Below are 24,135 nucleotides of genomic sequence, written 5' to 3'. Positions count from 1 at the left end.
TATGATGGAGATGGCGCAGGGGGCGGGCGCGACCCGCCCGGCGCGTTCGTGTGGCCGGTGGCGACACCGCCGGTGCTCCGGGGAGGCATGCCGGGGCATGCCCGTCCCCGGAGCTCGGCGTCGTCAGGCGACCGTGCAGGCCGCGCCGTTGAGGGCGAACGAGGTCGGCTTGGCGGCGTTGCCGCCGTGGGTGACCTGGAAGCCGATGTCGATCGATCCGTTGGCCGGGATGGCCGCGTTGTAGGCGACGTTCCTGGCCGTCACCTGCCCGGAGGTGGGGGAGTAGGTGGCGTTCCAGCCGGAGGTGATGGTCTGTCCGGCTGGCAGACCGAACACCAGGGACCAGCCGTTGACGGCGCTGACGCCGGTGTTGGTGATGGTGAGGTTCGCGGTCAGCCCGGTGTTCCAGGCGTTGACGGCGACGGTCACGCGGCAGGCGCCGGAGGCCGGCGGCGTGGTCGGCGACGGCGGGGGCGTGGTCGGGTCGGGCGTCGTGGTCGGGGTGGGCGACACGGTGGGGCTGGGCGTGGCGGTCGGGCTCGGCGTGCTGGTCAGCCCGAAGAACTGGATGGCGACCGCGGCCATGCCGCCGGAGGGCAGGCTGTGCCCGGCGCCCTGGATGCTGTACGCCTCGACCTGGACGACGCCGCTGGCGTCGGCGTACCGGCGGCGGTTCCAGCCGGACTGCGGGGTGTCGGTGGACGTGGGGGTCTGGCTGAGGCCGAACACGTTCGTCCACTGCTCGATCGACTCCTGGAGCAGGCTGTACGGCACGAGCGTGTCGGCGGTGCCGTGCCACACCTGCACGCGCGGGCGCGGGCCGGAGTAGCCGGGGTACGCCTGCTGGCGGACCGCGTCGCCCCACTGCTGCGGCGTCCGGTTCATGTTGCCGCCGGTGCACTGGCTGCTGCCCGGCGGGTAGTCCGCCGCGCCGGCGAAGCAGTTGTAGGGCACCCCCATGAACGCGGCCCCGGCCTTGAACACCTCGGGGTAGACGGCCAGCATGTGGTTGGTCATCATGCCGCCGGACGAGCTGCCGGTGGCGTAGACCCGCTCGGGGTCGGCGCCGTACTGCTGCTGCGCGTAGCGGATCATCGAGACGAGCGACACCGGGTCGCTGCCGCCGTCGTGGCGCTTGGCGGCGTCCGACCAGGTGTCGAAGCAGTTGCCGAACCCGGCCTGCTGGGTCGCGGTCGGGTAGATCACGATGAATCCGTACCGGTCGGCGAGGGAGGCGAACTCGCTGCCGGAGTAGAAGGCGGGGCCCGAGCCGCCGCAGCCGTGCATGGCCACCACGGTCGCCGGCCGCGCCGGCCGGTTGTCCGGCACGTAGATGTGCATGCGCATCCGGCCCGGGTTGTTGCCGAAGCTGGTCACCTCGACCAGCGACGCCGCGTACGCGGGCTGGAACGTCGGGGCCACCAGGCCGGCCGCCACCAGGGTCGTGGCCAGGCCGAGCAGCAGTTTCCTTCTGATTCTCACGGGACGACTCCTTCGGTCACCTGTGCAGGCTGAGGTCGGGCCACGCGCGCTCCGGTCGGGGGTGCCCGGCCCCGCAGGATCGCGTGTCGCCCATTGCGTGTGCTCGCCCGCCCGGCTCCGCGGGGCATCATATAGCACTTAGTGTTCCCCTGGGTCCCACAAGTGTCAATCGATGTGGCTCGATCACATTGGGTGTCGGTCCGGCCTGGTCAGGGTGCGCCCGCCGTGGCGAGCCGGGTCGCCGGAGATCCGTCTAGAGTCGTTGTTCCGTCCCCGAGTTCGAGCCCGGAGCGCCTGTGGCAAGCCCGTTCAGCATCGAGGAGATCTATCCGGACGACGAGCACCCGCTGCGGCTGCCCCGCAGGCAGTCCGGCAACTCCCCCCAGGGGGTCGCGGTGACCCTGCTGGCGGACTACACGCTGCGGACCCGGGCCGCGCTCCCGTCCGCCGCCATCGTCGCGCTGCTCGCCGAGGCCGGGGTGTCCACGGCCGGCGCCCGGACCGCGATCAGCCGGCTGGCCCGTCGGGGCGTGCTGGAGGGCAGCCGCCAGGGCCGGCGCAGCGCCTACCGGCTCAGCCGCGCCGCCGCCGCCAGCCTCGCGGCGGGCGGGCACTGGATCGTGGCGTCCACCGCCACGGCGCTGCCGTGGGACGGGTGCTGGACGATCGTGGCCTTCTCCCTGCCGCAGGAGCGGAGCGCGCAGCGGCGGGCCCTGCGCGGCCGGCTCCGCTGGCTCGGCTACGCGCCGCTGTACGACGGGCTGTGGATCTCCCCGTACGAGCTGACGCCCAAGGCGCGGGCGCAGCTCGCCCAGCTCACCCTCGGCGCCGTCACGGTGTTCCGCGGCCGGCAGGCCGACCTCGACGCGGTCAGCCACCGTGCCCCCGTCGACGCCTGGGACGTCGACGCGATCAAGCTGCACTACGAGGAGTTCCTGCGGCGGTGGAGCCCGCTGTCGCCCCGGCTGAGGTCCGGGCGGCTCGACGGCGCGGCGGCCGTGCGGGCGCGCACCGAGGTCATGGACACCTACCGGCGCTTTCCCACCCTCGATCCGCAGTTGCCGCTGGACCTGCTGCCGCGCGGGTGGCCGAGGCAGCGGGCCCGGGAGCTGTTCGCGGCGGTCTACGACGGCCTCGCCGAACCCGCCGAGCGGCACGTCCGGGCGGTCGTCGCGCGGTTCACCGACGGCGCGCAGCCCGGCATCGCGGCCCACACCACCGCCGATCTCCTCGCCGGGGTGTGCGATGCGGCCACCCCCGTGCCCTGACCTCCCCTCCCGGCCGCCGGTGGGCCCGTCGCGAGGCGTCCCGCCCGGCCCGGCGGACCGATCAGGAATCGAGAAGCACGGCCACGCCGTCGGGCCTAGCCTTTTGCCAGGTAGCCGGCACTCCGCCGGCCCGCAACGGTGCAAGGGAGCCCGCATGTCCGCCAAGGAGTCCGCGACCGCGTCCGACGGCTTCACCCCCGAGGAGCGCGCCGCGATGAAGGAGCGCGCCGCCGAGCTGCGCGCCGAGGGCAGGAAGGGCGCCAAGAAGGCCGACGGGATCCAGGCGGTCCTCGACCGGATCGCGCAGATGGCGCCGCAGGACCGCGCGCTCGCCGAGCGTGTGCACATGGCGGTGACCGCCGCCGCCCCGCAGCTTTCGGCCAAGACCTGGTACGGGATGCCCGCCTACGCCGACGCGGACGGCAAGATCGTCGTCTTCTTCCAGGACTCGGGCAAGTTCAACTACCGCTACTCGACCCTCGGCTTCCAGGACGCGGCCAACCTCGACGACGGCGACCTGTGGCCGGTGGCGTACGCGCTGCAAGCGTGGAGCCCCGCCGTCGAGCGGAAGGTCGTCGAGCTGGTCAGGGCCGCCGTCTCCTGACCGGGGCCCGGCGGCCGTGGTCGATCGTGAGCGTGGCCCAGCAGTCCCGGGTGGTCGGTGGTGTCGTCGCCGCCCAGCACAGGCAGCGCGAACCGGTGCGATTCGGCAGGACTTGACGGAGGACTTGTTATCGTTCACAGTCGATGTCGAGGATGCCGGCGTCGATGGCCCACCGGGCGGGCCTGCCGGTCGCACCTCGGGAGCGCGACTTCCCCACAGGGCATGCGGGGGTCGTGTCAGCACCCCCATCAGCGCTGCCGGTGACGGCGGGACGGGCCGCGCGCGGCCACAGTGACCGTTTCACGATCATCCGCCCGGATCTCCTCTGCGAAGCGAATCCGGGCGCACCACCACCGCTGCAATCCACCCGGAGAAGGAATCGACATGAGACGCAAGAGAGCCCTCCTGACGACGGTGACCCTCGCGGTCACCGGCGCACTCACCGCCGGTGTGCTGGTGGCCATGGCCCCCGCCGCGAGCGCCGGGACGACCCTGCGGGCCGCGGCGGCCGAGAAGGGCCGCTACTTCGGCGCCGCGGTCGCGACGGGCAAACTCTCCAACAGCACGTACACGACGATTCTCAACCGCGAGTTCAACAGCGTCGTGGCCGAGAACGAGATGAAGTGGGACGCCACCGAGCCGCAGCAGGGCCAGTTCAACTACAGCGGCGGCGACCGCCTCGTCAGCCACGCCCGGGCCAACGGGATGAGCGTGCGGGGCCACGCCCTGCTCTGGCACCAGCAGGAGCCGGGCTGGGCGCAGAACATGTCCGGCAGCGCCCTGCGCAGCGCGATGATCAACCACGTCACCCAGGTCGCCACCCACTTCAAGGGGCAGATCTACGCCTGGGACGTGGTGAACGAGGCGTTCGCCGACGGCAACAGCGGCGGCCGGCGTGACTCCAACCTCCAGCGCACCGGCAACGACTGGATCGAGGCGGCGTTCCGCGCCGCGCGGGCCGCCGACCCGGGCGCAAAGCTCTGCTACAACGACTACAACACCGACGGGGTCAACGCGAAGTCGACCGGCATCTACAACATGGTGCGCGACTTCAAGTCCCGGGGCGTGCCGATCGACTGCGTCGGCTTCCAGTCCCACCTGGGCACCACGCTGGCCAGCGACTACCAGGCCAACCTCCAGCGCTTCGCCGACCTCGGCGTCGACGTGCAGATCACCGAGCTGGACGTCATGACCGGCGGCAACCAGGCCAACATCTTCGGCGCGGTCACCCGGGCCTGCATGAACGTGTCGCGCTGCACCGGCATCACCGTGTGGGGCGTGCGGGACTGCGACTCGTGGCGCGGGTCCGACAACGCCCTGCTGTTCGACTGCAACGGCAACAAGAAGCCGGCGTACGACTCCGTCCTCAACGCCCTCAACGCCGGCCCCGGCATCCCCAACCCGACGACCACCCCGCCGAACCCCACCACCACCCCGCCGAACCCGACGACCCCGCCTCCGACGACTCCGCCGCCGGGTGGGGCGGGGTGTTCGGCGTCGGTGTCGGCGAACTCGTGGACGGGTGGGTTCGTGGCGACGGTGAAGGTGACTGCTGGTTCTGGTGGTACCCGGGGTTGGAGCGTGAGTGTGACGTTGCCGGGTGGCACGAGTGTGACGGGCACGTGGTCGGCGACGGCCAGTGGTAGTTCGGGGACGGTGCGGTTCGCCAACGTGGACTACAACGGTCAGCTCGCCGCTGGTCAGGTGACGGAGTTCGGGTTCCAGGGCAACGGCACCGCGCCCACCCAGACCCCCACCTGCACCGCCAGCTGACCCGCCCGTCGGCCCGGCCCGGGGTGCTCCGGGTCGGGCCGACGGCCCCTGGTCGGGCCCGCCCGTCGACCGGCGCGCGGCCCGGCCGGGCCGGGCACCGCCCCGCCGCCGCACCCCACCCACCACGAAGGAACCGCCGATGAAACGAAGGATCGCCCTGCTGGCGGTCGCGCTGGCGACGGCCCTGGCGACGACGACGGCCGTGATCAGCGCCGCCACCCCCGCGTCGGCCGCGACGCTCACCCAGGTGACCAACTTCGGCACCAACCCGACCAACCTTCAGATGCACCTGTACGTGCCGGACCGGGTGGCGGCCCGGCCCGCGCTGCTGCTGGCCCTGCACTACTGCACCGGCAGCGGCCCGGCGCTGCACACCGGCTACCAGCTCAGCTCCCTCGCCGACCGCTACGGCTACATCGTGATCTATCCGTCGGTGACCCGCAGCAGCAAGTGCTGGGACGTCTCCTCCCCGCAGGCCCTGCGCCGCGACGGCGGCAGCGACCCCGTCGGCCTCAAGTCCATGATCGACTACGTGCGGGGGCGCTACCCGGTCGACGCGAACCGCATCGGCGTCATCGGCTTCTCGTCGGGGGCCATGATGACCAACGTGATGGCCGGCCTCTACCCGGACGTGTTCCACGCCGGGGTGAGCTCCTCCGGCGTGCCGTTCGGCTGCTTCGCCACCACGAACGGCTCGGAGTGGAACAGCGAGTGCTCCGGCGGACGGATCGTCAAGACCCCGCAGCAGTGGGGCGACCTGGTCCGCAACGCCTACCCCGGCTACACCGGCAGGCGTCCCCGCATGCAGATCTGGCACGGCACCACGGACACCACGCTGAGCTACGTCAACTTCGGCGAGCAGATCAAGCAGTGGACCAACGTGCTCGGCGTGTCCCAGACGCCCGCCTCCACCGACTACCCGCAGACCAGCGCCACCCGCACCCGCTACGGCGGCACCGGCGGCACGGCGCCGGTCGAGGCGATCAGCTTCCAGGGATACGGCCACTCCATCCCGTTCGACGCCGCGCAGGCCATCCGCTTCCTCGGCTTCGACGTGGCCAGCCCCACCACGCCGCCCCCGACGACCCCGCCTCCGACCACGCCGCCCCCGACGACTCCGCCTCCGACGACCCCGCCTCCGACGACTCCGCCGCCGGGTGGGGCGGGGTGTTCGGCGTCGGTGTCGGCGAACTCGTGGACGGGTGGGTTCGTGGCGACGGTGAAGGTGACGGCTGGTTCTGGTGGTACCCGGGGTTGGAGCGTGAGTGTGACGTTGCCGGGTGGCACGAGTGTGACGGGCACGTGGTCGGCGACGGCCAGTGGTAGTTCGGGGACGGTGCGGTTCGCCAACGTGGACTACAACGGTCAGCTCGCCGCTGGTCAGGTGACGGAGTTCGGGTTCCAGGGCAACGGCACCGCGCCGACCCAGACCCCCACCTGCACCGCCTCCTGACCCACCGGACGGGCGGCAGGCGTACCCCGGCTCCGGGGCGACGGACGGACGGTCCGTCGCCCCGGGGCCTCGTCGTGCTTCCGGCGCGCCCCCGGCCCCGCTCGTGCCGGGTGGCAAACATGTGATGTCTCTATAGTGGGGTGCTGCCGGCACCCGCTGGGCGTGGGTGCCGGGTCCCGTGCCGTCGGCGCATGGCGGCGGGTGCTGAGGGGGCCGGCGTGGCACTGACCGACGACGCGATCGCGAAGATCCGGAGCATGATCCAGAGCGGCGAGCTGCCGCCGGGCGCGCGGCTGCCGCCGGAGCCGCAACTGGCGGCGCAGATGGGGCTGTCGCGCAGCGGGGTGCGGGAGGCGGTGAAGGTGCTCGAATCGGCCCGGGTGCTCGACGTGCGGCGGGGCGACGGCACGTACGTCACCAGCCTCGCCCCCCGGCTGCTGCTGGAGGGCCTGGGCGTCGCGGTGGAGCTGCTGCGCGACGACACGCTGCTGGAGGTGATGGAGGTGCGCCGGATGCTGGAGCCGGTGGCCACCGGCCTGGCGGCGCTGCGGATGACCGACGACGGCCTCGACGAGCTCAGCCGGATCCTGGAGGAGATGCGGGCGGCGGCCGACGACGCGGAGAAGCTGATCCGGTTCGACACCGCGTTCCACCACACCGTCGTCGCCGCGACCGGCAACGAGACCCTCACCTCGCTGCTGGACGGGCTGTCGAGCCGTACGGTGCGGGCGCGGGTGTGGCGCGGGTTGATCGAGGGCAACTCGGCGCACCAGACGATCGACGAGCACCACGCGATCTACCTGGCGCTGCGCGCGCGCGACCAGTTGCTCGCCCAGGCCAGCGCGCTGATGCACGTCAACACCTCCGAGGCGTGGCTGCGCCGGGTGCTCGCCGCGCAGGCGGCGGACGGCTGACCGGCCCCGCTCCCGGCGGCCTCGCCGCCACGGCCCGACGCCGCGCCGGCCCCGGGGAGGGTTGACCCGCACCCGCGCGAGAGATATAACGTATGACGACTAACTAGTCGACGTTTATCTATGAATAGGCGCGACCCTATCCTCCCTCATGCCGCACCGCACCGCACCACCACCACACGGGTGTCGGTCCCAGCGGGGTGACCAGGCCGGCGAGGTCGAGCCGTGTTCCCGGGGAGGCCCCGACCCATGTCAGAATCCAGGCGGCTCTTCCGCCGCCCATCGGCCCTCGCGCTCCTGGTCGCCGGGAGCCTGCTCGCCGCCGGCGGCGCGGTGGGCGGGCTCGCCGCGCCGGCCCGGGCCGCCACCTCGATCACGATCAACGGGGCGTCGGGCGGCAAGACCTTCGACGGCCTCGGCGCGGTCAGCGGCGGCGGCGGCAACAGCCGGCTGTTGATCGACTACCCGGAACCCCAGCGCGGCCAGATCCTCGACTACCTCTTCAAGCCCAACTACGGCGCCTCGTTGCAGATCCTCAAGGTGGAGATCGGCGGCGACACCAACTCCACCAGCGGGTCCGAGCCGAGCCACTCCCACTTCCGCGGCGACCTCGACTGCAACCGCGGCTACGAGTGGTGGATCATGGAGCAGGCCAAGCTCCGTAACCCGAACATCAAGCTCGTCGGGCTGGCCTGGGGCGCGCCGGGCTGGATCGGCAACGGCACCTTCATGTCCCAGGACTCGATCGACTACCACCTGTCCTGGCTGGGCTGCGCCAGGCAGCACAACCTGACGATCGACTACCTCACCGCCGCACAGAACGAGCGGTTGTACGACGCCAACTGGACCATCAACCTGCGTACCGCGCTCAACAACAACGGCTACGCCGGGGTGAAGCTCATCTTCGGCGACGACTACCCGGGCAGCTGGAACCCGGCCAACGTGGCCGTCAACAACGCGGCGCTGCGCAACGCGATCGACGTCATCGGCGGCCACTACCCGTGCGGCTACCTGGCCGCGCAGACCACCTGCACCGTCTCGGCCAACGCCACCGCCACCGGGGAGACCCTGTGGAACAGCGAGGGCGGCTCGCAGGACTACAACGACGGGGCCAAGCCGCTGGCGCGCGGCATCAACCGGGGCTACCTCGACGGGCGGATGACCGCGTACATCAACTGGAACCTCATCGGCGCGACCACCACGAACATCCCCTGGGCGACCGTCGGGCTGATGCTGGCCAACCAGCCCTGGTCCGGCTGGTACGCCGTGGGCAAGAACTCCTGGACGCTGGCCCACACCACCCAGTTCACCGCCCCGGGCTGGAAGTACCTGGACTCGTCCAGCGGCTACCTCGGCGGCGTGCGCAGCAACGGCAGCTACGTGTCGCTGAAGTCGCCGAACAACTCCGACTACACCACGGTCATCGAGACGATGGACGCGACCGCCGCGCAGACGCTGAACCTCAGCGTCACCGGCGGGCTCTCCACCGGCTCCGTGCGCGTGTGGTCGACCAACCTGAACTCCAACAACACCGCCGACCACTTCGTCCGGGGCGCCGACATCACCCCGTCCGGCGGGGCCTACTCGCTGACCGTGCAGCCCGGCCACCTCTACACGATCACCACCACGACCGGCGGCGGCAAGGGCGCCGCGACCAGCCCCCCGCAGGGCCAACTGAGCCTGCCCTACAGCGACAACTTCGACAGCTACCCCGCCGGCAAGCTGGCCCGGTACCTCCAGGACAACCAGGGCGCGTTCGAGACCGCCGCCTGCGGCGGCGGCCGTGCCGGCATGTGCCTGCGCCAGTCGTCCCCGATGGCGCCGATCACCTGGAAGACCCTGGCCGACCCCAGCACGTACGGCGGCAACCTGAACTGGAACAACTACACGGTCTCGGCCGACGTGCTGTTGGAGAGGGCCGGCTACGTCCAGCTGGAGGGCCGGGTCGGCAGCCAGAACCTGGACCCGGTCAGCGCCCAGAACGCGTACTTCCTGCGGGTCACCGACGCCGGCGCCTGGTCGATCCTGCGCAACAACACCAGCAACCAGCTCACCACCCTGCGCAGCGGCACCGTCGCCGCGCTCGGCACCAACCGCTGGCACAGCCTCGCCCTCGGCTTCTCCGGCAGCACCATCACCGCCACCGTCGACGGGGTCGCCGTGGGCACGGCCACCGACTCGTCCTTCGGCGCGGGCCTCGTCGGCTTCGGCACCAGCCAGGGCCAGACCGCCCAGTTCGACAACCTCAGCGTCGTCCCCGGCGTGGGCGGCGGCACGCAGTTCCCGCTGCGCAACACCAACGCCGGCCGGTGCCTGGACGTCCCGTCCCAGTCGCAGACCAACGGCACCCAGCTGACACTGTGGGACTGCAACGGCGGGGCCAACCAGCAGTGGACGCAGACCGCCGGCAAGCAGCTCCAGGTGTACGGCACGAAGTGTCTGGACGCCGAGGGCGCGGCGACCTCGTCGGGCACGAGGGTGATCATCTGGGACTGCACCGGCGGCGCCAACCAGCAGTGGAACCTCAACACCGACGGCACGATCACCGGGGTGCAGTCCGGGCTGTGCCTGTCCCCGACCGGCGGCGGCACCGCCAACGGCACGCAGGTGGTCATCTCGACCTGCACCGGCGGCAACAGCCAGAAGTGGACGCGGAGCTGACCGCTGACCGCGCCTGCCCGGGAGGGGCCGCCCCAGGGGTGCCCCTCCCGGCGGCGGTGCGCGCGTCAGCGCACCAGCCGGGCGGTGTCCGGCCCGCTGCGGCGGACGAGCCACGCCTCGGTGATGTGGGTGATCATGGCCTGGGCGGCGCCGTCGGGGTCGTGGGCCGCGATGCGTTCGTAGATGCGCCGGTGTCCCCGGTTGGACGCCACGCAGAGCGCGCGCTCGGTGCGGCCCATGTACCGGGCGGTGTTCACGACCTGGCTCTCCAGGGCCCGCACCACGCCACGGGCGATGCGGTTCCCCGACGCCTGCATGATCACGTCGTGGAACGCGCGGTCGTGCTCGTGGTACGTGACGTGGTCGTCCACCAGCTCGTCCATCCGGTCGACCAGGGCGCGCAGCCGGTCGACGGTCTCCTGGTCGGCGAGGCGGGCGGCGACGTTGGCCATGTCGGACTCCAGCACCCGGCGGGTGACGACCAGGTCGTCGAGGATCGCCAGGCTGTCGTCCTCGGCGATGGTCGCCGCGAGGACGAGTTCGTCGAGCATGTCCCACGTCGACGGCGAGGTGACGATGGTGCCGCTGCCCTGGCGGACCTGCACCAGCCCCTTCTCCTGGAGGATCTTCACCGCCTCCCGCACGACCGTGCGGCTCACGGAGAACGCCCCGCACAGCGCCGGCTCGGGAGGCAGGGGAGTCCCCGGGGGGTGCACCCCGCGGACGATGCGCTCCACGAGCTCCGCGGTGACCGCCGTGGCGAGGTTGGCGGGCCGCCGGGCCCACGCCGGGGGGCCAGAGGTGCTCGGGGTGGTCTGCTGTGCTGCCGTCATGTCCCCTCCAGTGCCCCCGCGGGCGGCGGTCGTGGCGCCGTCGGGAAATTCTACGCCTCAGTGTTGACGTCATACGTCATACGAGTTACCTTCTCGTCAATTCTTGCATCGACGGCCGGCTTTCCGGCACTCGCATAGTCGAAGGTGAGCAGCGATGAAGCAGCGAGCGGTGTGGCCAGCGATACTCGTCGCGGCACTGGTGCTGGGTGGCTGCGGGAGCGCCTCGGGGACGCGCTCCTCGCCCGGTGGCTCCGACGCGAAACTGGTGGTCTGGGACTGGAAGTCCGGTGAGGCCACCGCCGCGCAGTACGTCGAGAAGGCGAAGGCGGACTTCGCCAGGAAGCACCCCGGCGTGACCGTCGAGTTCGTCGCCCAGCCCCACGACCAGTACTACACCCTGCTCGGCACGGCGATCCAGTCGGGCAAGGGGCCCGACGTGATCCTGTTCAACGGGGGCGGGCAGATCCGGGACCGGGTGGACGCGCTCCTGCCGCTGGACGAGTACGTGGCCGAGGACCGGCAACGGCTGGCCGGCTGGGACGCGTTCACCAAGGACGGCAAGACCTACGCCGGCCCGGTCACCCTCCAGGGCCACCCGATCTACTACAACCGGGCGCTCTACGAGAAGGCCGGCCTCGACCCGGCCAAGCCGGCGGCCACGTGGCCCGAGTTCGTCGCCAACTGCGCCACGATCACGGAACGGACCGGCGCGAAGTGCTTCGCCCTCGGCAACAAGGAGGGCATCGGGATCCAGTTCTTCCTCTCGGCCCTCGGCTCGGGCGTGCTCACCCCGCAGGAGTACGACGCCTGGATCGCCGGCAAGCGGGACTGGACCTCGCCCCACGTCAAGCGGATCTTCGCGCTCTGGAAGGAGACCCAGGACGCGAAGCTCAACAGCGACGGGCCGAACTCGACGGCGATGTTCAACGACGCCTTCGCGCTCTTCCAGTCCGCCAAGGCATCCCACGTCATCGGCCTGATGTCGGACATCGGGCACTGGAAGGACTTCGGCGAGTTCCTCACCGCCGACAAGGTCGGCGTGATGCGCGCGCCGGTGGTCGTCCCCGGGGCCACCCCGAGCCTGCCGTTCGACGGCGGCATCGGCTACGGGGTCGCCAAGTGGACCAAGGACCCGAAGCTGGCCGCCGACCTGGTGCGGTCGTTGACCTCGACAGACGCTCTGACGGCCTTCCACGCGCAGGCCGGCGCGATCGCCGCCGACACGACCATCGACGTGTCGAAGGGCGGACCGGCCGTGACCACGATCGTCGCCGACCTCGCCAGCGGCAAGCCCGCCCTGCACGTGGCGCTCTCCTCGCGCACCCTGGACCTGATGGGCCGGGTCTCCCAGAAGCTGCTGAGCGGCTCGATCACCGTCGACGAGGCCGTCCAGCAGTTGGCGGCCTCGGACCAGGCCGGTTGACCCGTGCCCAGTGGAGAGCCGCTGACGTCGGTCCGCCCGGTGGTGGCCGGGCGGACCGACCGGGCGCGACGCCCGTCGCCCGCGCCGCCGGGCGCCGCCGCCCGGCGCGGTCGGCGCGCCCGGCGCGCGGAGCGCCTCGCCCCGTTCGTCCTGCTGGCCCCGGCCGTGCTGATCATCGTGCTGCTGCGGCTGTGGCCGCTGGTGCTCGGGATCAACTTCTCCTTCACCGGGGACGGCGACCGCGACGGGACGATGGTCGGTCTCGACAACTACCGGGAACTGTTCGCCGACCCGCTGTTCCGGACCGCGCTGCGCAACGTCGGGCTGCTCGTGCTGCTGCTGCCCGTGGCGGTGGCGATTCCCGGCCTGCTCGCGACCTTCATCTACCTGCGCGTGCCGGGGCACCGCCTCTACCGCAGCGTCTACTTCTTCCCGGCGGTGCTCTCCCCGGTCATCGTCGGCGCCATCTTCAACCTCCTGCTCGCCTTCGACGGCCCGCTCAACACCGTGCTCGGCGGCGTCGGCATCGGGCCCACGGACTGGCTCGGCGACCCCGACGTGGCGATGTTCGTGGTGGTCGGGGTGCATGTCTGGGCGACCTTCGGCATGGCGCTGGTGGTGTTCCTCGCCGGCTTCGCCACCCTGGACGCCTCGCTGCTGGACGCCGCCCGGGTGGACGGCGCGTCGCTGCCCCAGACCATCCGGCACGTCATCGTCCCCAGCCTCTCCCGCACCATCCAGTTCGTCTTCGTGACCACCATGATCGGGATGCTGACCTCCATGTTCGGCCTGCTCTACGTGATGACCAGCGGCGGCCCGGAGGGCTCGACCTACCTGCCCGAGTACTACATCTGGATCCAGCAGGGCCAGATGAACCGGCCGGCGCTCGCGTCGGCCGCCTCGACGGTGCTGTTCGGCGTCATGCTCGTGGTCGGGCTGCTGCAGATCGGCCTGCTCCGGCGGGGGGTGAGGGAGGTTTGATGTCCCGCGTCCGGCCGAGCAGGTGGCTGCTCGCCCTCCCGATGGCCCTCCTGGCGCTGGCGACGATCTATCCGCTGGTGTTCACCGCCAACGTGGCGATGAAGACCCGCCGCGAGTACGTCCTCGACCGTTTCTCGCTGGCCGACGACCTGCGCTGGGACAACATCGCCACCGCGTGGAGCACCGTCGACATGGGCCGTTACCTGGCCAACTCGGTCGGCACGGTGACCGCCGCGGTGGTCCTGCTGCTGCTGTTCGGTTCCATGGCCGGCTTCGCGCTGAGCCAACTGCGCTTCCGGGGCTCGTCGGCGCTGTTCCTGGGCTGCCTCGCGGCGCTCTTCGTCCCGTTCCAGGTGATCATGGTGCCGCTGAACCGGATCATGGCCGACGCCGGGCTCGTCGACACCTACCCCGGCCTCGTCCTCGCCTACGTCGCGCAGTTCCTCCCCTTCACGATCTTCTTGATGACCAGCTACTACCGGACCATCCCGACGGAGATCGTCGACGCGGCCCGCATCGACGGCAACAGCGTGTACGGCGTCTACCGGCGGATCATGCTGCCCCTGGGCGCCCCGGCGCTGCTGTCGGTCGGCATCCTCGACGCCCTGTTCTGCTGGAACGACGTGCTGATCGCGCTGCTGCTGATGCCCTCGGCCGAGCACCGCACCCTCATGGTCGGGGTGACCTCGCTACGCGGGCAGTACTCCGCCGACATCCCCACCTTCGCCTCCGGGGTGTTGATCGCCGCGATCCCCGTCCTGGTGATCTACCTCTTCCTCCAGCGTCAGATCGCCGATGGCGTCGCCGCCGGCTCCACGAAGGGCTGACATGCGGATCACCGGATACCGGACCCTCACGACCAGCCAGGAATGGGGACGCCCCGTCGGGGACGCCAACGGCGTCTTCGCCGACGGCGTCACCGCCGTGCCGATCGTCCTGGTCGAGACCGACGAGGGCATCACCGGCGTCGGCCTCGGGCCGCACGGGGACATCGAGAACATCTTCGCGGCGATCCACGGCGAGGACCCCCGCGCCGTGACCAGCCTGTACGACCGGATGCTGCGGCAGACGTTCAAGGCCGGCCACGCGGGCTCGGTCTTCGGGACCATCGGCGCGCTCGACACCGCCCTGTGGGACATCAAGGCACAGGCGGCCGGGCAACCGCTCTGGCGGCTGCTGGGCGGGCGCGACCGGCGGGTGCCCGCCTACGCGTCCGGCCTGGACATCGGGCTCGGCGACGACGAACTGGTCGCGGCGTACGAGGACTACGCCCGGCACGGGCTGCGGGCCGCCAAGCTCAAGGGCGGCCTCGACATCGAGCGGGACCGCGACCGACTGCACCTGGTGCGGGACGTGCTGACCGAGGCCGCGCACGGGCAGCGGCCCGGCCTGATGCTCGACGTGAACGAGGCGTGGACCCGCAAGCAGGCCGTCCGGCACGTCTGCGAGCTGGAACGCACCCTGGACCTCATCTGGATCGAGGAGCCCGTGCGCCGGTGGGACGCCGAGGGCCTCGCCGCCGTCGGACAGGGCATCCGCGCCTCGGTCGCGACCGGCGAGAACCTCACCGGCCTGGAACAGTACCGTCCGCTGCTCGCCGCCGCGGCGGTCGACGTCGTCCAGGCGTCCGCGGTGTGGGGCGTCACCCACTTCCTGCGGGTGTCCGCCCTGGCGCACGCCTTCGACCTGCCGGTCAGCCCGATCGGCAACAGCCCCATCGGGCTGCTGCACGCCGCCACGTCGGTGCCGAACCATCTGGTCAGCGAGTTGCAGGACCTGCACGCCCCGGTCGGGGTCAGCCTCGACCTGCACGTCTCCGACGGCGCGTTCGTCCTCGGCGACTCACCCGGCCTGGGCGTCACGATCGCCGAGGACCAGCTCCGCGCCCCGCACCGCCGCCCGCAGGCCCCGGCCGCAGACGGCCCCAACGTCCGGCCGGAACGGGCCGGGCGACGCCTGCTGGCGGTGGCCGACCACACCCACACCACGGCGCGACCGCACGCCACCGTCCGGCCCGGCGCGCCCGCACACACCCACGACGGCGTCTCGCCCGCCGTCCGGCCCTGACGCCGGCCGCCACCCCACCACGATAGGAGTCCCGCCGTGCCCGTCCCGTCATCCCCCAGCAGGCGTCGGCCGGTGCTGGCCGGCGTCGCCGCGGCGGCGCTCGCCGCCGCAGCCGCCGTGTTCGCCGTGGCGACACCCGCCCTCGCCGCCACCACCACCCTCTACGCGTCCCCCTCCGGCAGCGGCACCGCGTGCTCGGCCAGCCAGCCGTGTGCGCTGACCGAGGCGCAGAACGCCGTCCGCTCCCGCACCGCGTCGATGTCCGGCGACATCGTCGTCGAGCTGGCCGACGGCGTGTACCGGCTCGCCGCGCCGCTGCGGATGACCGCCGCCGACTCCGGCACGAACGGCTACACCGTGACGTGGCGGGCCGCCGCGTCCGCCCGCCCCGTCATCAGCGGCGCCCGGGCGGTCACCGGCTGGTCGCTTGTCGACTCGGGCAAGAACATCTGGCGGGCCAGCGTCCCCGCCGGCCTCGACAGCCGGCAGCTCTACGTCAACGGCGCCGTCGCCACCCGCGCGCGCACCGCCGTCAACCGGGCCGACTTCACCTTCACCACCACCGGCCTGCGGTTCAGCAACAGCTCGCTGAACTACCTGAACAACCTCGGCAACCAGAACCGGGTCGAGGTGGAGAGCGTCGGCTCGTTCACCGACCGGTACTCCCCGGTGCAGAGCATCAGCGGCAACTTCCTCACCATGCAACAGCCGGCCTGGAACAACAACACGTTCGGCTTCGACACCCTGTCCAGCCCGCACCGCGCGGGCCCGTTCTACCTGACCAACGCCTACGAGTTCCTCGACGCACCCGGCGAGTGGTACCTGAACCCGGGCAGCGGGCAGCTCAACTACATCCCGCTGGCCGGGCAGAACATGAGCAGCACCAGCGTGGAGCTGCCGCAGTTGCAGTCCCTGGTGAACGTCGGCGGCACCTACGACGCGCCCGCGCACCACATCTCGTTCAGCGGGATCACCTTCACCGGCACCAGCTGGCTCGGCCCCAGCAGCAGCAACGGCTTCGCCGACCAGCAGACCGGCGCGCACATCGTCGGCACCTGGGCCCGTCCGGCCGACGCCCTGACCTCCTGCCAGGCCGGCTGCCCGCAGTTCGAGGCCACCCGGCCGAACTGGGCCCAGATGCCCGCCGCCGTGCAGGTGTCCGCCGCGAACACCATCAGCTTCAGCGACTCCCAGTTCGTCAACCTCGGGCAGACCGCCATCGGCATCGGCAACGACGCCAACGCCCACGCCAGCGGCGTCGGCCTCGGCGCCAGCAACATCACCGTCACCCGATCCGAGATCGCCCGCAACTCGGCCGGCGGCATCGTCGTCGGCGGCGTGCGCGCCGACGCCCACCACCCCGCCGACCAGCGGATGGTCAACCGGAACATCACCGTCAGCAACAACCGGGTGCACGACCTGGGCCTGGAGTACCGGGGCGTCGTGTCGATCCTGACCACCTACGTCAGCACCGCCCTGGTCTCCCACAACGAGGTCTACAACATGCCGTACACCGGCCTGTCGGTCGGCTACGGCTGGGGGGCCAACGACGCCGGCGGCAGCAACCACTACGCCAACCGCGGCCTGTACAACTACCAGCCCCGCTACACGACGGCCACCACCGCGTCCAACAACCAGGTCATCGGCAACTACGTGCACGACGTCATGCAGCAGATGACCGACGGCGGATGCATCTACACCCTGTCGGCGAACCCGGGCGCGACCATCAACGAGAACTACTGCCTGCGCACCAACGGCTGGTTCGGGCTCTACTTCGACGAGGGGTCCCGCTACTACACCGCCCGCAGCAACGTGTTCTCCAACACCGGCACCTGGGCCACCGCCAACTACTGGTACGCGGAGAACATGGGCAACTTCACCGTCACCAACAACTGGTCGACCAACAACAGCACCAACGTGACCAACGGCGACCGGGGCAACGTCGTCAACAACAACACGGTCGTCAGCAACAACAACTGGCCCTCGGGCGCGCAGACCGTGATGGCCAACGCCGGGGTGCAGGGCGGCAGCAACCCGCCGGCGCAGGGCGTGCAGATCGTCGGCGTCCAGTCCGGCCGGTGCGCCGAGATCGGCGGCTCCAGCACGACCAACGGCACCCAGGCCCAGCTCTGGGACTGCGTTGGCGCGGCCAACCAGCGGTGGACGCAGACCGCCGGCCGGCAGCTCATGGTCTACGGCACCAAGTGCCTGGACGCCTCCGGCCAGGGCACCGCCAACGGCACCCAGGTCGTGATCTGGGACTGCAACGGGCAGGCCAACCAGCAGTGGAACGTCAACGCCAACGGCACGATCACCGGCGCGCAGTCCGGGCTCTGCCTGGACGCCAACGGCGCCGCCATGGCCAACGGCACGAAGCTCATCCTCTGGGCGTGCAACGGCGGCACGAACCAGCAGTGGAGCCTGCGGAGCTGAGCGGAGGGCGCGCGGGGCCGGCACGTCGCCGGCCCCGCGCGCCGCACCTCGGCGCCGGCCGCCGGCTAGCGGCGGGGCGGCTGCCGCCGCCGCACCCCGCCGACCGCCCGGCCCGGGGCGACCCGGCGTGACCGCCCGGCCACTGTCCCGGACCGGCCCGGGAACGGGGGAGGGCTATGCTTCGGCGCGGAGCGTGGCCCGTCCCCCGAGCGCCGGGGCGGGCGTCGAGTCGAGGGCGGTGTGATGAACATCGGGGAGATCGCCCGGCGGGCGGGGGTGTCCCGCAGCACCGTGTCGTACGTGCTGAGCGGGAAGCGGACCGTGTCGGAGGCGACCCGACAGCGGATCCAGGCGGTCATCGACGAGCTGGACTACCGGCCCAACGCCAGCGCCCGCGCGCTGAAGGAGGGGCGCACCCGCACCCTCGGGCTGGTGATCCCCCCGGCCAGCCAGCGGCTGACCGACATGCAACTGGGCTTCGTCGCCAGCGTCGTCGAGGCGGCGGCCCGGCACGACCTGGACGTGCTGCTGTCCCCGTCCGGCGGCGACCACGACCGCTCGTTCGAGCGGATCGTCGCCGGGCGTCGGGTCGACGGGGTGGTCCTGATGGAGATCCGGCTGGCCGACGACCGGGTGACCCGGCTGGCCAAGGTGGGCCTGCCGTTCGTCACGATCGGCCGGACGGCCGAGCCGCACGGCATGAGCTGGATCGACATCGACTACGCCGGGCTGATCGCCCGGTGCGTGCACCACCTGGCCGACCTGGGACACCGGCACGTGGCCCTGGTGAACCGTTCCGCCGAACTGGTCGCCTCCGGCTACGGGCCCAGCCACCGGGCGCTGGCCGGCTTCCGGGCGGCGGTGGCGGAGCGCGGCCTGGTCGGTGTCGACGTCTGCTGTGGCGACGACGCCGCCTCCGGCGAGGCGTGCGTGGACCAGCTGCTCGCGACGCACCCGCAGCTCACCGCGATGGCCACCATCAACGAGGCCGCGCTGCCCGGCGTGCAGCGCGCCCTGGCCGGCGCCGGGCTGGCCGTGCCGGGGGACTTCTCCGTCACCGGGGTCGCCGCCCAGCACTGGGCCGAGGACTTCTCCCCGCCGCTGACCGCCGCGGACGTGCCGATGCGCGACATGGGCACCGAGGCGGTGGCGCTGCTGCTGGAGATCATCGCCGCCCCCGACGCCGTGCCGCGCCACCGCCTCTACAGCCCGCCCGTCTCGCTGCGGTCCAGCACCGGCCCGGCCCGGCCCCGCTGACCGGGCCGGCTACCCGCCGGCGGCCCGCCGCTGCCCGGCGGCGGCGAGGAGGAGATAGCTGCTCGCGGTCCAGGTGTACGCGCGGTCCCGCAGCCCCGCGCCGGTCTCGGCGTCGAAGTTCTCCGCGAAGCCGGACTTCTCGCACAGCGCGAGGAAGCGCCGGCTGATCTCGTCGGCGAGCCCGGTGTGCCCGGCGCGGCGCAGCCCGTCCTCGACCAGCACCGTGGAGGGGGCCCAGATCGGGCCGCGCCAGTAGCCGTCGGCCAGGTAGTCGGCCGAGTCCGGCGGCTCGGTGGCCAGCCCGTGCGTGGTCAGGTGGGCCTCGACGCCCCGGGCCAGCGCGGCGGCGACCGGGGCGGGCAGGTCCGCGCCGAGCGTGACGGGCATCAGGTCGAGCAGGCTGCGGCTCGCCCGCCGCCGCCCCGTGCGCGGGTCGCGGGCGGTGAAGCGCGCGCCGTCCCACAGGTCCCGCAGCATCGCCGCGCGGATCCGGCCGGCCTCGGCGGACCAGCGGCCGGCGGGCTCGCCCAGCTCGGCGGCGAGGTCGGCCAGGCAGCGCAGTTGCGCGACCAGGAACGCGGCGAGGTCGGCGGTCTGCAGGACCCGGCCGCCGTCGAAGGTGGTGGCGTTGTCCCAGCCGCTGTCGTTGCCGTGCTGGTAGTGGGGCAGGTCCTGGCCGGGGGCCCGGCGCGCGTCCAGCCAGAACCCGGTCCAGCGGGCCAGCCGGTCGTACGTCTGGGCCAGCGCCGCCCGGTCCGGCGGCGCGGGCAGGCGTCGGCGCAGGTGCCGCAGGGCCCAGCCGTGGATGGGCGGCTTGACGTAGTTGTGCAGGACCTCGGAGTGGGTGACGGAGTCGGGCAGGGCCCCGGCCGGGTCCTGGTGGTCGAAGGGCAGGTGGAACTGGTGCCAGGCCAGCTCCGGCTCGCCGGCGGCCAGGGCGATCGCGTTGAAGCAGTGGTCCCAGCTCCACACCTTGTCCATCCAGTGCTTGGACATCAGGACGGCGGGCCGGGTGACGAAGCCCGCGGGGGCGACGGTGGCCGACCACAGCACGTACGCGGCCAGGTCGGCGGCCGGGGTGTCCGCGCCGCGCCACGGCGCGACCGCGTCGAGGAAGGCGGCGAACTCGGCGCTGCGTTCGCGGCACAGCCGGTCGAAGGCGACGGGCGCGGCGTACGGCGGGCGCGCGGTCTCGTGCTCCTCGATCGCGACCTCCCACGGCTGGTCGCCGGGCAGGTCGAGGAACCGGTCGGCGGCGCCGAGCGCCTCGACGCCCGCGGTGCGCCGCAGCGCGCCGGAGAGCACGGTGACCCGGTAGCGGCGGCCGGTCTCGTACGAGGTGAACACGTGCGAGCCGTCGAGCGGGTCGAGGTAGAGGTAGGTGCCGCTGAACGGGGTGAGGGTGGACGCCGCCGCGGCGATCCGCAGCCCGAGCCCCCGGCCCCGCAGCCGCACGGTGTCCGGCCCGGCGTAGACGGCCTCGATCCGGCCGGCCCCGTCGCGCCAGGTCAGCAGCGTGGGGGTGGCGACGACCGTGGCGCCGGACCCCGCCGGGGCGAGGCGCAGCACGGCGTGCAGCCCGGTCTGGTGCGAGACCAGGTGCAGGTCGTCGGCGTACGTCTTCTCGGCGATCACGGGGGAGATGTCGAGCCAGGACCCGCGGTAGCTGAACGGGATGTCCTGGATGGGGAACTCCGGACCGGACAGGGCGACGGTCATGGGTGGCGGGTGCCTTTCTGTCGTGCGGGCGGTCGATCCCCGGCGGTGCGGGGCGGTCAGTCCTTGACGGCGCCGGCGGTCACGCCCGTCGAGACGTACCGCTGGGCCAGGACCAGCAGCACGGCGGCGGGGACGGAGGCGACGACGGCGGTGGCCATGATCGCGTTCCACTGCTGGTTGTTGTTGCCGATGTAGTGGTAGATGCCGAGGGTGATCGGCCGGTGGTCGCCGCCGCCGGCCAGGGTCGAGGCGTAGACGAAGTCGGACCAGGACCACAGGAACGCGAACAGCGACACCGTGACGATCGAGTTGCGGCTGACCGGCAGCACGACCGACCAGAAGGTGCGCAGCCGGCCGGCACCGTCGACCTGGGCCGCCTGGGTCAGCTCGTCGGGTATGCCGGACATGAAGGCCGTGAAGATCAGGACGCCGAACGGCACGGCGAGGGTCGAGTCGGCGAGGATCAGGCCCGGCAGGGTGTTGAGGAGGCCGAGCTGGAGGTAGCCGGCGTAGAAGCCCATCGCCATGATGATCCCGGGGATCATCTGCGCGATCAGCAGCACGAAGCTCAGCACCGGTCCGCCGGGCGGCCGGAGCTTCGCCAGCGCGTAGCCGGCGGGGGCGGCCAACGCCACGGTCAGGGCCACCGTGCCGAGGCCGACCAGGAAGCTGGTGCCGAGGTACGGCAACTGCTGGTCCAGCACGGCCCGGTAGCCGTCCCAGGTGCCGTCGGTCGGAAACAGGTGCGGCGGGCTGGCCCGCATGTCCCGGTCCCGGGTGAACGAGACGTTGACCATCCAGTAGACGGGGAAGAGCATCAGCCCGGTCAGCGCCAGCCCGACCCCGGTCTTCCACCACGTGCGGCGGGCGGCGGCCCTCATCGCAGGCCCTGCTTCCACGTGGTCCGCAGGTAGCCGAGCCCGGCGATCAGGGCCGCCACGATGAGCAGGTTGCCCACGGCCGCGCCGGGCCCGAACTCGGGCAGCAGGTTGCCGAAGCCGAGGCGGTACGACCAGGTGGCCAGCGTGGTGGAGGAGCCGGTCGGGCCGCCCCTGGTCATGATCCAGATGACGTCGAAGACCTTCAGCGTGTAGATCAGCTCCAGCAGCAGCGTGACCGCGCAGACGGGGCGCAGCAGCGGGAGGGTGACCGACCGGAAGCGCCGCCAGCCGGTCGCGCCGTCGAGCGCGGACGCCTCGTAGACCTCGGTCGGGATCGCCTGTAGGCCGCTGTGCAGCACCACCAGGTTGAACGGGATGCCGATCCAGACGTTCGCGATGATCACCGAGACGAGCGACCAGCGCGGCGAGGTGAGCCAGTTGACCGGCTCCACCCCGACGACGCCGAGCGCCGCGTTGACCAGCCCCGAGTCGCTGTTGAGCAGCCACGACCAGGTCGACGCCGAGACGATCAGCGGCAGCAGCCACGGCACGAGGATCAGCGCCCGCAGCGTGCGCGACAGCGGGAAGTGCTGCTGGAAGAACAGCGCCAGCGCCATGCCGATGGTGAACTGGAAGGCGAGCGACGCGGCGGTGAAGACCAGGGTGTGCGCCACCGCCGGCCCGAAGGCCGGGTCGGCCAGCACCGTCCGGTAGTTGTCCAGGCCGGCGAAGGGCGCGCCGCCCTGCACGAACGAGCGGACGGTGTACTCGCGCAGGCTCAGCTCCACGTTGCGGTAGAGCGGGTAGGCGTAGCAGGCGACCAGGTAGCCGGTCACCGGGGCCAGGAACCACCACGCCGACCAGCGGCCGGGCCGGCGACGCCGGGGCCGGGGAGGCGCGCCGGTCGCCCCGCCCCGGGCCCGCGTGGTGGGGGGCGTCCGTGTCGTGGGCAGCATGACGTCGGTCTCGCGCGTCACCTGGCCGTGGCCGCGGCCTGGGCGGCGGCCAGCGCCTGCGGCGGCGTCTTCGCGCCGCTGAGGGCCGCCTGCACCGCCGTCCACAGCGGCTCGGAGATCTTCGGGTACCGGGTGCCGAGGTTGTCGCCGGTGCGGCCCCGGGCCGCCCGGACCGCCTCGACCCAGACCTTGAGCTTGGGGTCGGCGGCCACCTGACGCTCCTGCACGGCGGCGACGGGCGCGACGTAGGAGAGCGTGGTGTCGGTGGTGAGCAGGTTGTCGGCGCTGGTCAGGCAGGCCACCAGCCGCTGCGACGTGGCGTACCGGCCGGTGTCCTGCTGCACGGGGACGGAGACGAACTCGCCTCCGGTCGGCGCCGGCGCCGGGCCGCCCGCGCTGGCCGGGATCGGGACGATGCCGTAGGCGAAGTCGAGCTTGTCCGCGTTGGCGAGCTGCCAGGTGCCGTTCTCGGCGAAGGCGTAGTCGCCGGTGGCGAACTCCTGCCAACTCGTGGTCTGGGTGTTGTTGATGACGGAGTTCGGGGCGTGGCCCTGCCGGAGCCAGTCGGTCCACAGCGTCAGCGCGGACACCGCCTGCGGGGAGTCCAGGGCGGTCAGTTGGGCGCCCGACCCCCAGAACCAGGGCAGGAACTGGAAGCTGCCCTCCTCGGTGCCGATCGCGGAGAAGGTGATGCCCTTCTTCCCCCTGGCCTTGACCCTGGTCAGCGCCGCGTTCAGCGACGTCCAGTCCGTGATCGAGGCCGGGTCGACGCCTGCGGCGCCCAGCACGTCCTTGTTGTAGTAGAGGGCGAGGGTGTTCGCCCCGATCGGCACCCCGTACGTCTTGCCGTCGCGCTGGCCGGCGCCGAGCAGGTTCGGCTCCATGCCGGAGACGTCCAGCCTGTTCTCGTCGGTGGTGGTGAGCGCCCCGGCCTCGGCCAGCGTCGAGACGACCGGGTTGTCCACGATCAGCACGTCCGGCGCGTTGCCCTGCTGTGCGGCGAGCAGCGCCTTGTTCGTCAGGTCGCTGGTGTCGTAGCCGGTCCGCTCGACCGTCACCCCCGCCGATGCGCCGCATCTCCTGAGCAGCGCGACCCACGCGGAGTCGTCGGCGAACTGCGGGTACGGGTCCCAGACGAGGTAGGCGCGGTCGCCGCCGGAGGGGCCGTCGGAGGACGACGAGCAGGCGCCGGCGGCGGCTGCGGCGAGTGCTATCACGGCGACGGCGGCCAGGCGTCGCCGCCGGCGGGGTCCTGTCATGGGCTGCCTCACTTCACGTCGGTCGTCGGGCGTGGGCTCGGGCTGGGCGTGCTTCCGTCGCGGGCGCGACGCCGGTGGGTGGGGAGGCGTCGCCAGAGGACTGCGAATCGATTCGACGAATCGGTTCGGACGAAGATAGGTCCGTCTATGGTCGACGGTCAAGGGGTGGCGCGA

18 protein-coding genes are annotated in these 24,135 nt (G+C 72.1%); 12 read left to right on the top strand and 6 right to left on the bottom strand.

Annotated elements, in window-relative coordinates; translation table 11 throughout:
• Positions 1–123: 123 nt before the first annotated feature.
• A complete protein-coding gene (locus ACFYWL_RS23395; RefSeq protein WP_386976174.1) occupies positions 124–1,482 on the bottom strand; it encodes a PHB depolymerase family esterase in 1,359 nt (452 codons plus the stop codon).
• A gap of 296 nt (positions 1,483–1,778) precedes the next feature.
• On the opposite strand from ACFYWL_RS23395, the gene ACFYWL_RS23390 reads away from it, so the two are divergent.
• From ACFYWL_RS23390 to ACFYWL_RS23365, 6 genes are all read left to right on the top strand, one after another.
• Positions 1,779–2,750 (top strand): PaaX family transcriptional regulator C-terminal domain-containing protein, encoded by a 972-nt coding sequence (locus ACFYWL_RS23390; protein WP_386976171.1) that lies wholly within the window; start codon positions 1,779–1,781, stop codon positions 2,748–2,750.
• A 154-nt stretch (positions 2,751–2,904) separates the two neighbouring features.
• A complete protein-coding gene (locus ACFYWL_RS23385) occupies positions 2,905–3,354 on the top strand; it encodes an iron chaperone (RefSeq protein ID WP_386976168.1) in 450 nt (149 codons plus the stop codon).
• Positions 3,355–3,738: 384 nt separating this feature from the next.
• Positions 3,739–5,127, top strand: a complete 1,389-nt coding sequence (locus ACFYWL_RS23380) for an endo-1,4-beta-xylanase (protein ID WP_386976165.1) — start codon at positions 3,739–3,741, stop codon at positions 5,125–5,127.
• 139 nt (positions 5,128–5,266) lie between these two features.
• Positions 5,267–6,580: a PHB depolymerase family esterase gene (locus tag ACFYWL_RS23375; protein ID WP_386976162.1), complete on the top strand. Its 1,314-nt coding sequence runs from the start codon at positions 5,267–5,269 to the stop codon at positions 6,578–6,580.
• A 218-nt stretch (positions 6,581–6,798) separates the two neighbouring features.
• Positions 6,799–7,494 carry a FadR/GntR family transcriptional regulator gene (locus ACFYWL_RS23370; RefSeq protein ID WP_386976159.1) on the top strand — a complete coding sequence of 232 codons (696 nt, stop codon included), beginning with the start codon at positions 6,799–6,801 and terminating at the stop codon, positions 7,492–7,494.
• Between the two features lie 246 nt (positions 7,495–7,740).
• Positions 7,741–10,152, top strand: coding sequence for a ricin-type beta-trefoil lectin domain protein (locus tag ACFYWL_RS23365; protein WP_386976156.1), 2,412 nt, complete (start codon positions 7,741–7,743; stop codon positions 10,150–10,152).
• Positions 10,153–10,217: 65 nt separating this feature from the next.
• On the opposite strand, the gene ACFYWL_RS23360 is transcribed toward ACFYWL_RS23365, so the two are convergent.
• A complete protein-coding gene (locus ACFYWL_RS23360; RefSeq protein ID WP_386976153.1) occupies positions 10,218–10,985 on the bottom strand; it encodes a FadR/GntR family transcriptional regulator in 768 nt (255 codons plus the stop codon).
• A 154-nt stretch (positions 10,986–11,139) separates the two neighbouring features.
• Between ACFYWL_RS23360 and ACFYWL_RS23355 the strand changes: the two genes are divergently transcribed.
• From ACFYWL_RS23355 to ACFYWL_RS23330, 6 genes are all read left to right on the top strand, one after another.
• Positions 11,140–12,408 (top strand): ABC transporter substrate-binding protein, encoded by a 1,269-nt coding sequence (locus ACFYWL_RS23355; protein WP_386976150.1) that lies wholly within the window; start codon positions 11,140–11,142, stop codon positions 12,406–12,408.
• Positions 12,409–12,411: 3 nt separating this feature from the next.
• Entirely contained in the window at positions 12,412–13,389 is a 978-nt protein-coding gene (locus tag ACFYWL_RS23350) for a carbohydrate ABC transporter permease (protein ID WP_386976147.1), read from the top strand.
• Positions 13,389–14,216 (top strand): carbohydrate ABC transporter permease, encoded by an 828-nt coding sequence (locus tag ACFYWL_RS23345; RefSeq protein WP_386976144.1) that lies wholly within the window; start codon positions 13,389–13,391, stop codon positions 14,214–14,216. The genes ACFYWL_RS23350 and ACFYWL_RS23345 overlap by 1 nt, the downstream gene beginning before the upstream one ends.
• 1 nt (position 14,217) lies before the next feature.
• Positions 14,218–15,456 (top strand): mandelate racemase/muconate lactonizing enzyme family protein, encoded by a 1,239-nt coding sequence (locus tag ACFYWL_RS23340; RefSeq protein ID WP_386976141.1) that lies wholly within the window; start codon positions 14,218–14,220, stop codon positions 15,454–15,456.
• A gap of 36 nt (positions 15,457–15,492) precedes the next feature.
• On the top strand, positions 15,493–17,889 hold the full coding sequence (locus ACFYWL_RS23335) for an RICIN domain-containing protein (protein WP_386976138.1): 2,397 nt from the start codon (positions 15,493–15,495) through the stop codon (positions 17,887–17,889).
• 243 nt (positions 17,890–18,132) lie between these two features.
• Positions 18,133–19,146, top strand: a complete 1,014-nt coding sequence (locus ACFYWL_RS23330) for a LacI family DNA-binding transcriptional regulator (protein WP_386976135.1) — start codon at positions 18,133–18,135, stop codon at positions 19,144–19,146.
• 9 nt (positions 19,147–19,155) lie between these two features.
• On the opposite strand, the gene ACFYWL_RS23325 is transcribed toward ACFYWL_RS23330, so the two are convergent.
• From ACFYWL_RS23325 to ACFYWL_RS23310, 4 genes are read right to left on the bottom strand one after another with little or no spacing between them, the layout of a single operon-like run.
• On the bottom strand, positions 19,156–20,865 hold the full coding sequence (locus ACFYWL_RS23325) for an amylo-alpha-1,6-glucosidase (RefSeq protein WP_386976132.1): 1,710 nt from the start codon (positions 20,863–20,865) through the stop codon (positions 19,156–19,158).
• Between the two features lie 56 nt (positions 20,866–20,921).
• Positions 20,922–21,746, bottom strand: a complete 825-nt coding sequence (locus ACFYWL_RS23320) for a carbohydrate ABC transporter permease (protein WP_386976129.1) — start codon at positions 21,744–21,746, stop codon at positions 20,922–20,924.
• Positions 21,743–22,702 carry a carbohydrate ABC transporter permease gene (locus ACFYWL_RS23315; RefSeq protein ID WP_386976455.1) on the bottom strand — a complete coding sequence of 320 codons (960 nt, stop codon included), beginning with the start codon at positions 22,700–22,702 and terminating at the stop codon, positions 21,743–21,745. Before ACFYWL_RS23315 ends, ACFYWL_RS23320 begins: the two co-directional genes overlap by 4 nt.
• A 17-nt stretch (positions 22,703–22,719) precedes the next feature.
• Positions 22,720–23,961 carry an extracellular solute-binding protein gene (locus tag ACFYWL_RS23310; protein ID WP_386976127.1) on the bottom strand — a complete coding sequence of 414 codons (1,242 nt, stop codon included), beginning with the start codon at positions 23,959–23,961 and terminating at the stop codon, positions 22,720–22,722.
• Between the last annotated feature and the right edge of the window lie 174 nt (positions 23,962–24,135).

It is taken from the genome of Micromonospora sp. NPDC002575 (genome assembly GCF_042889525.1).
Lineage (GTDB): Bacteria > Actinomycetota > Actinomycetes > Mycobacteriales > Micromonosporaceae > Micromonospora > Micromonospora carbonacea.
The sequence above is the reverse complement of the archived record's forward strand: the minus strand, read 5'-3'. Positions and strand labels throughout refer to the sequence as shown.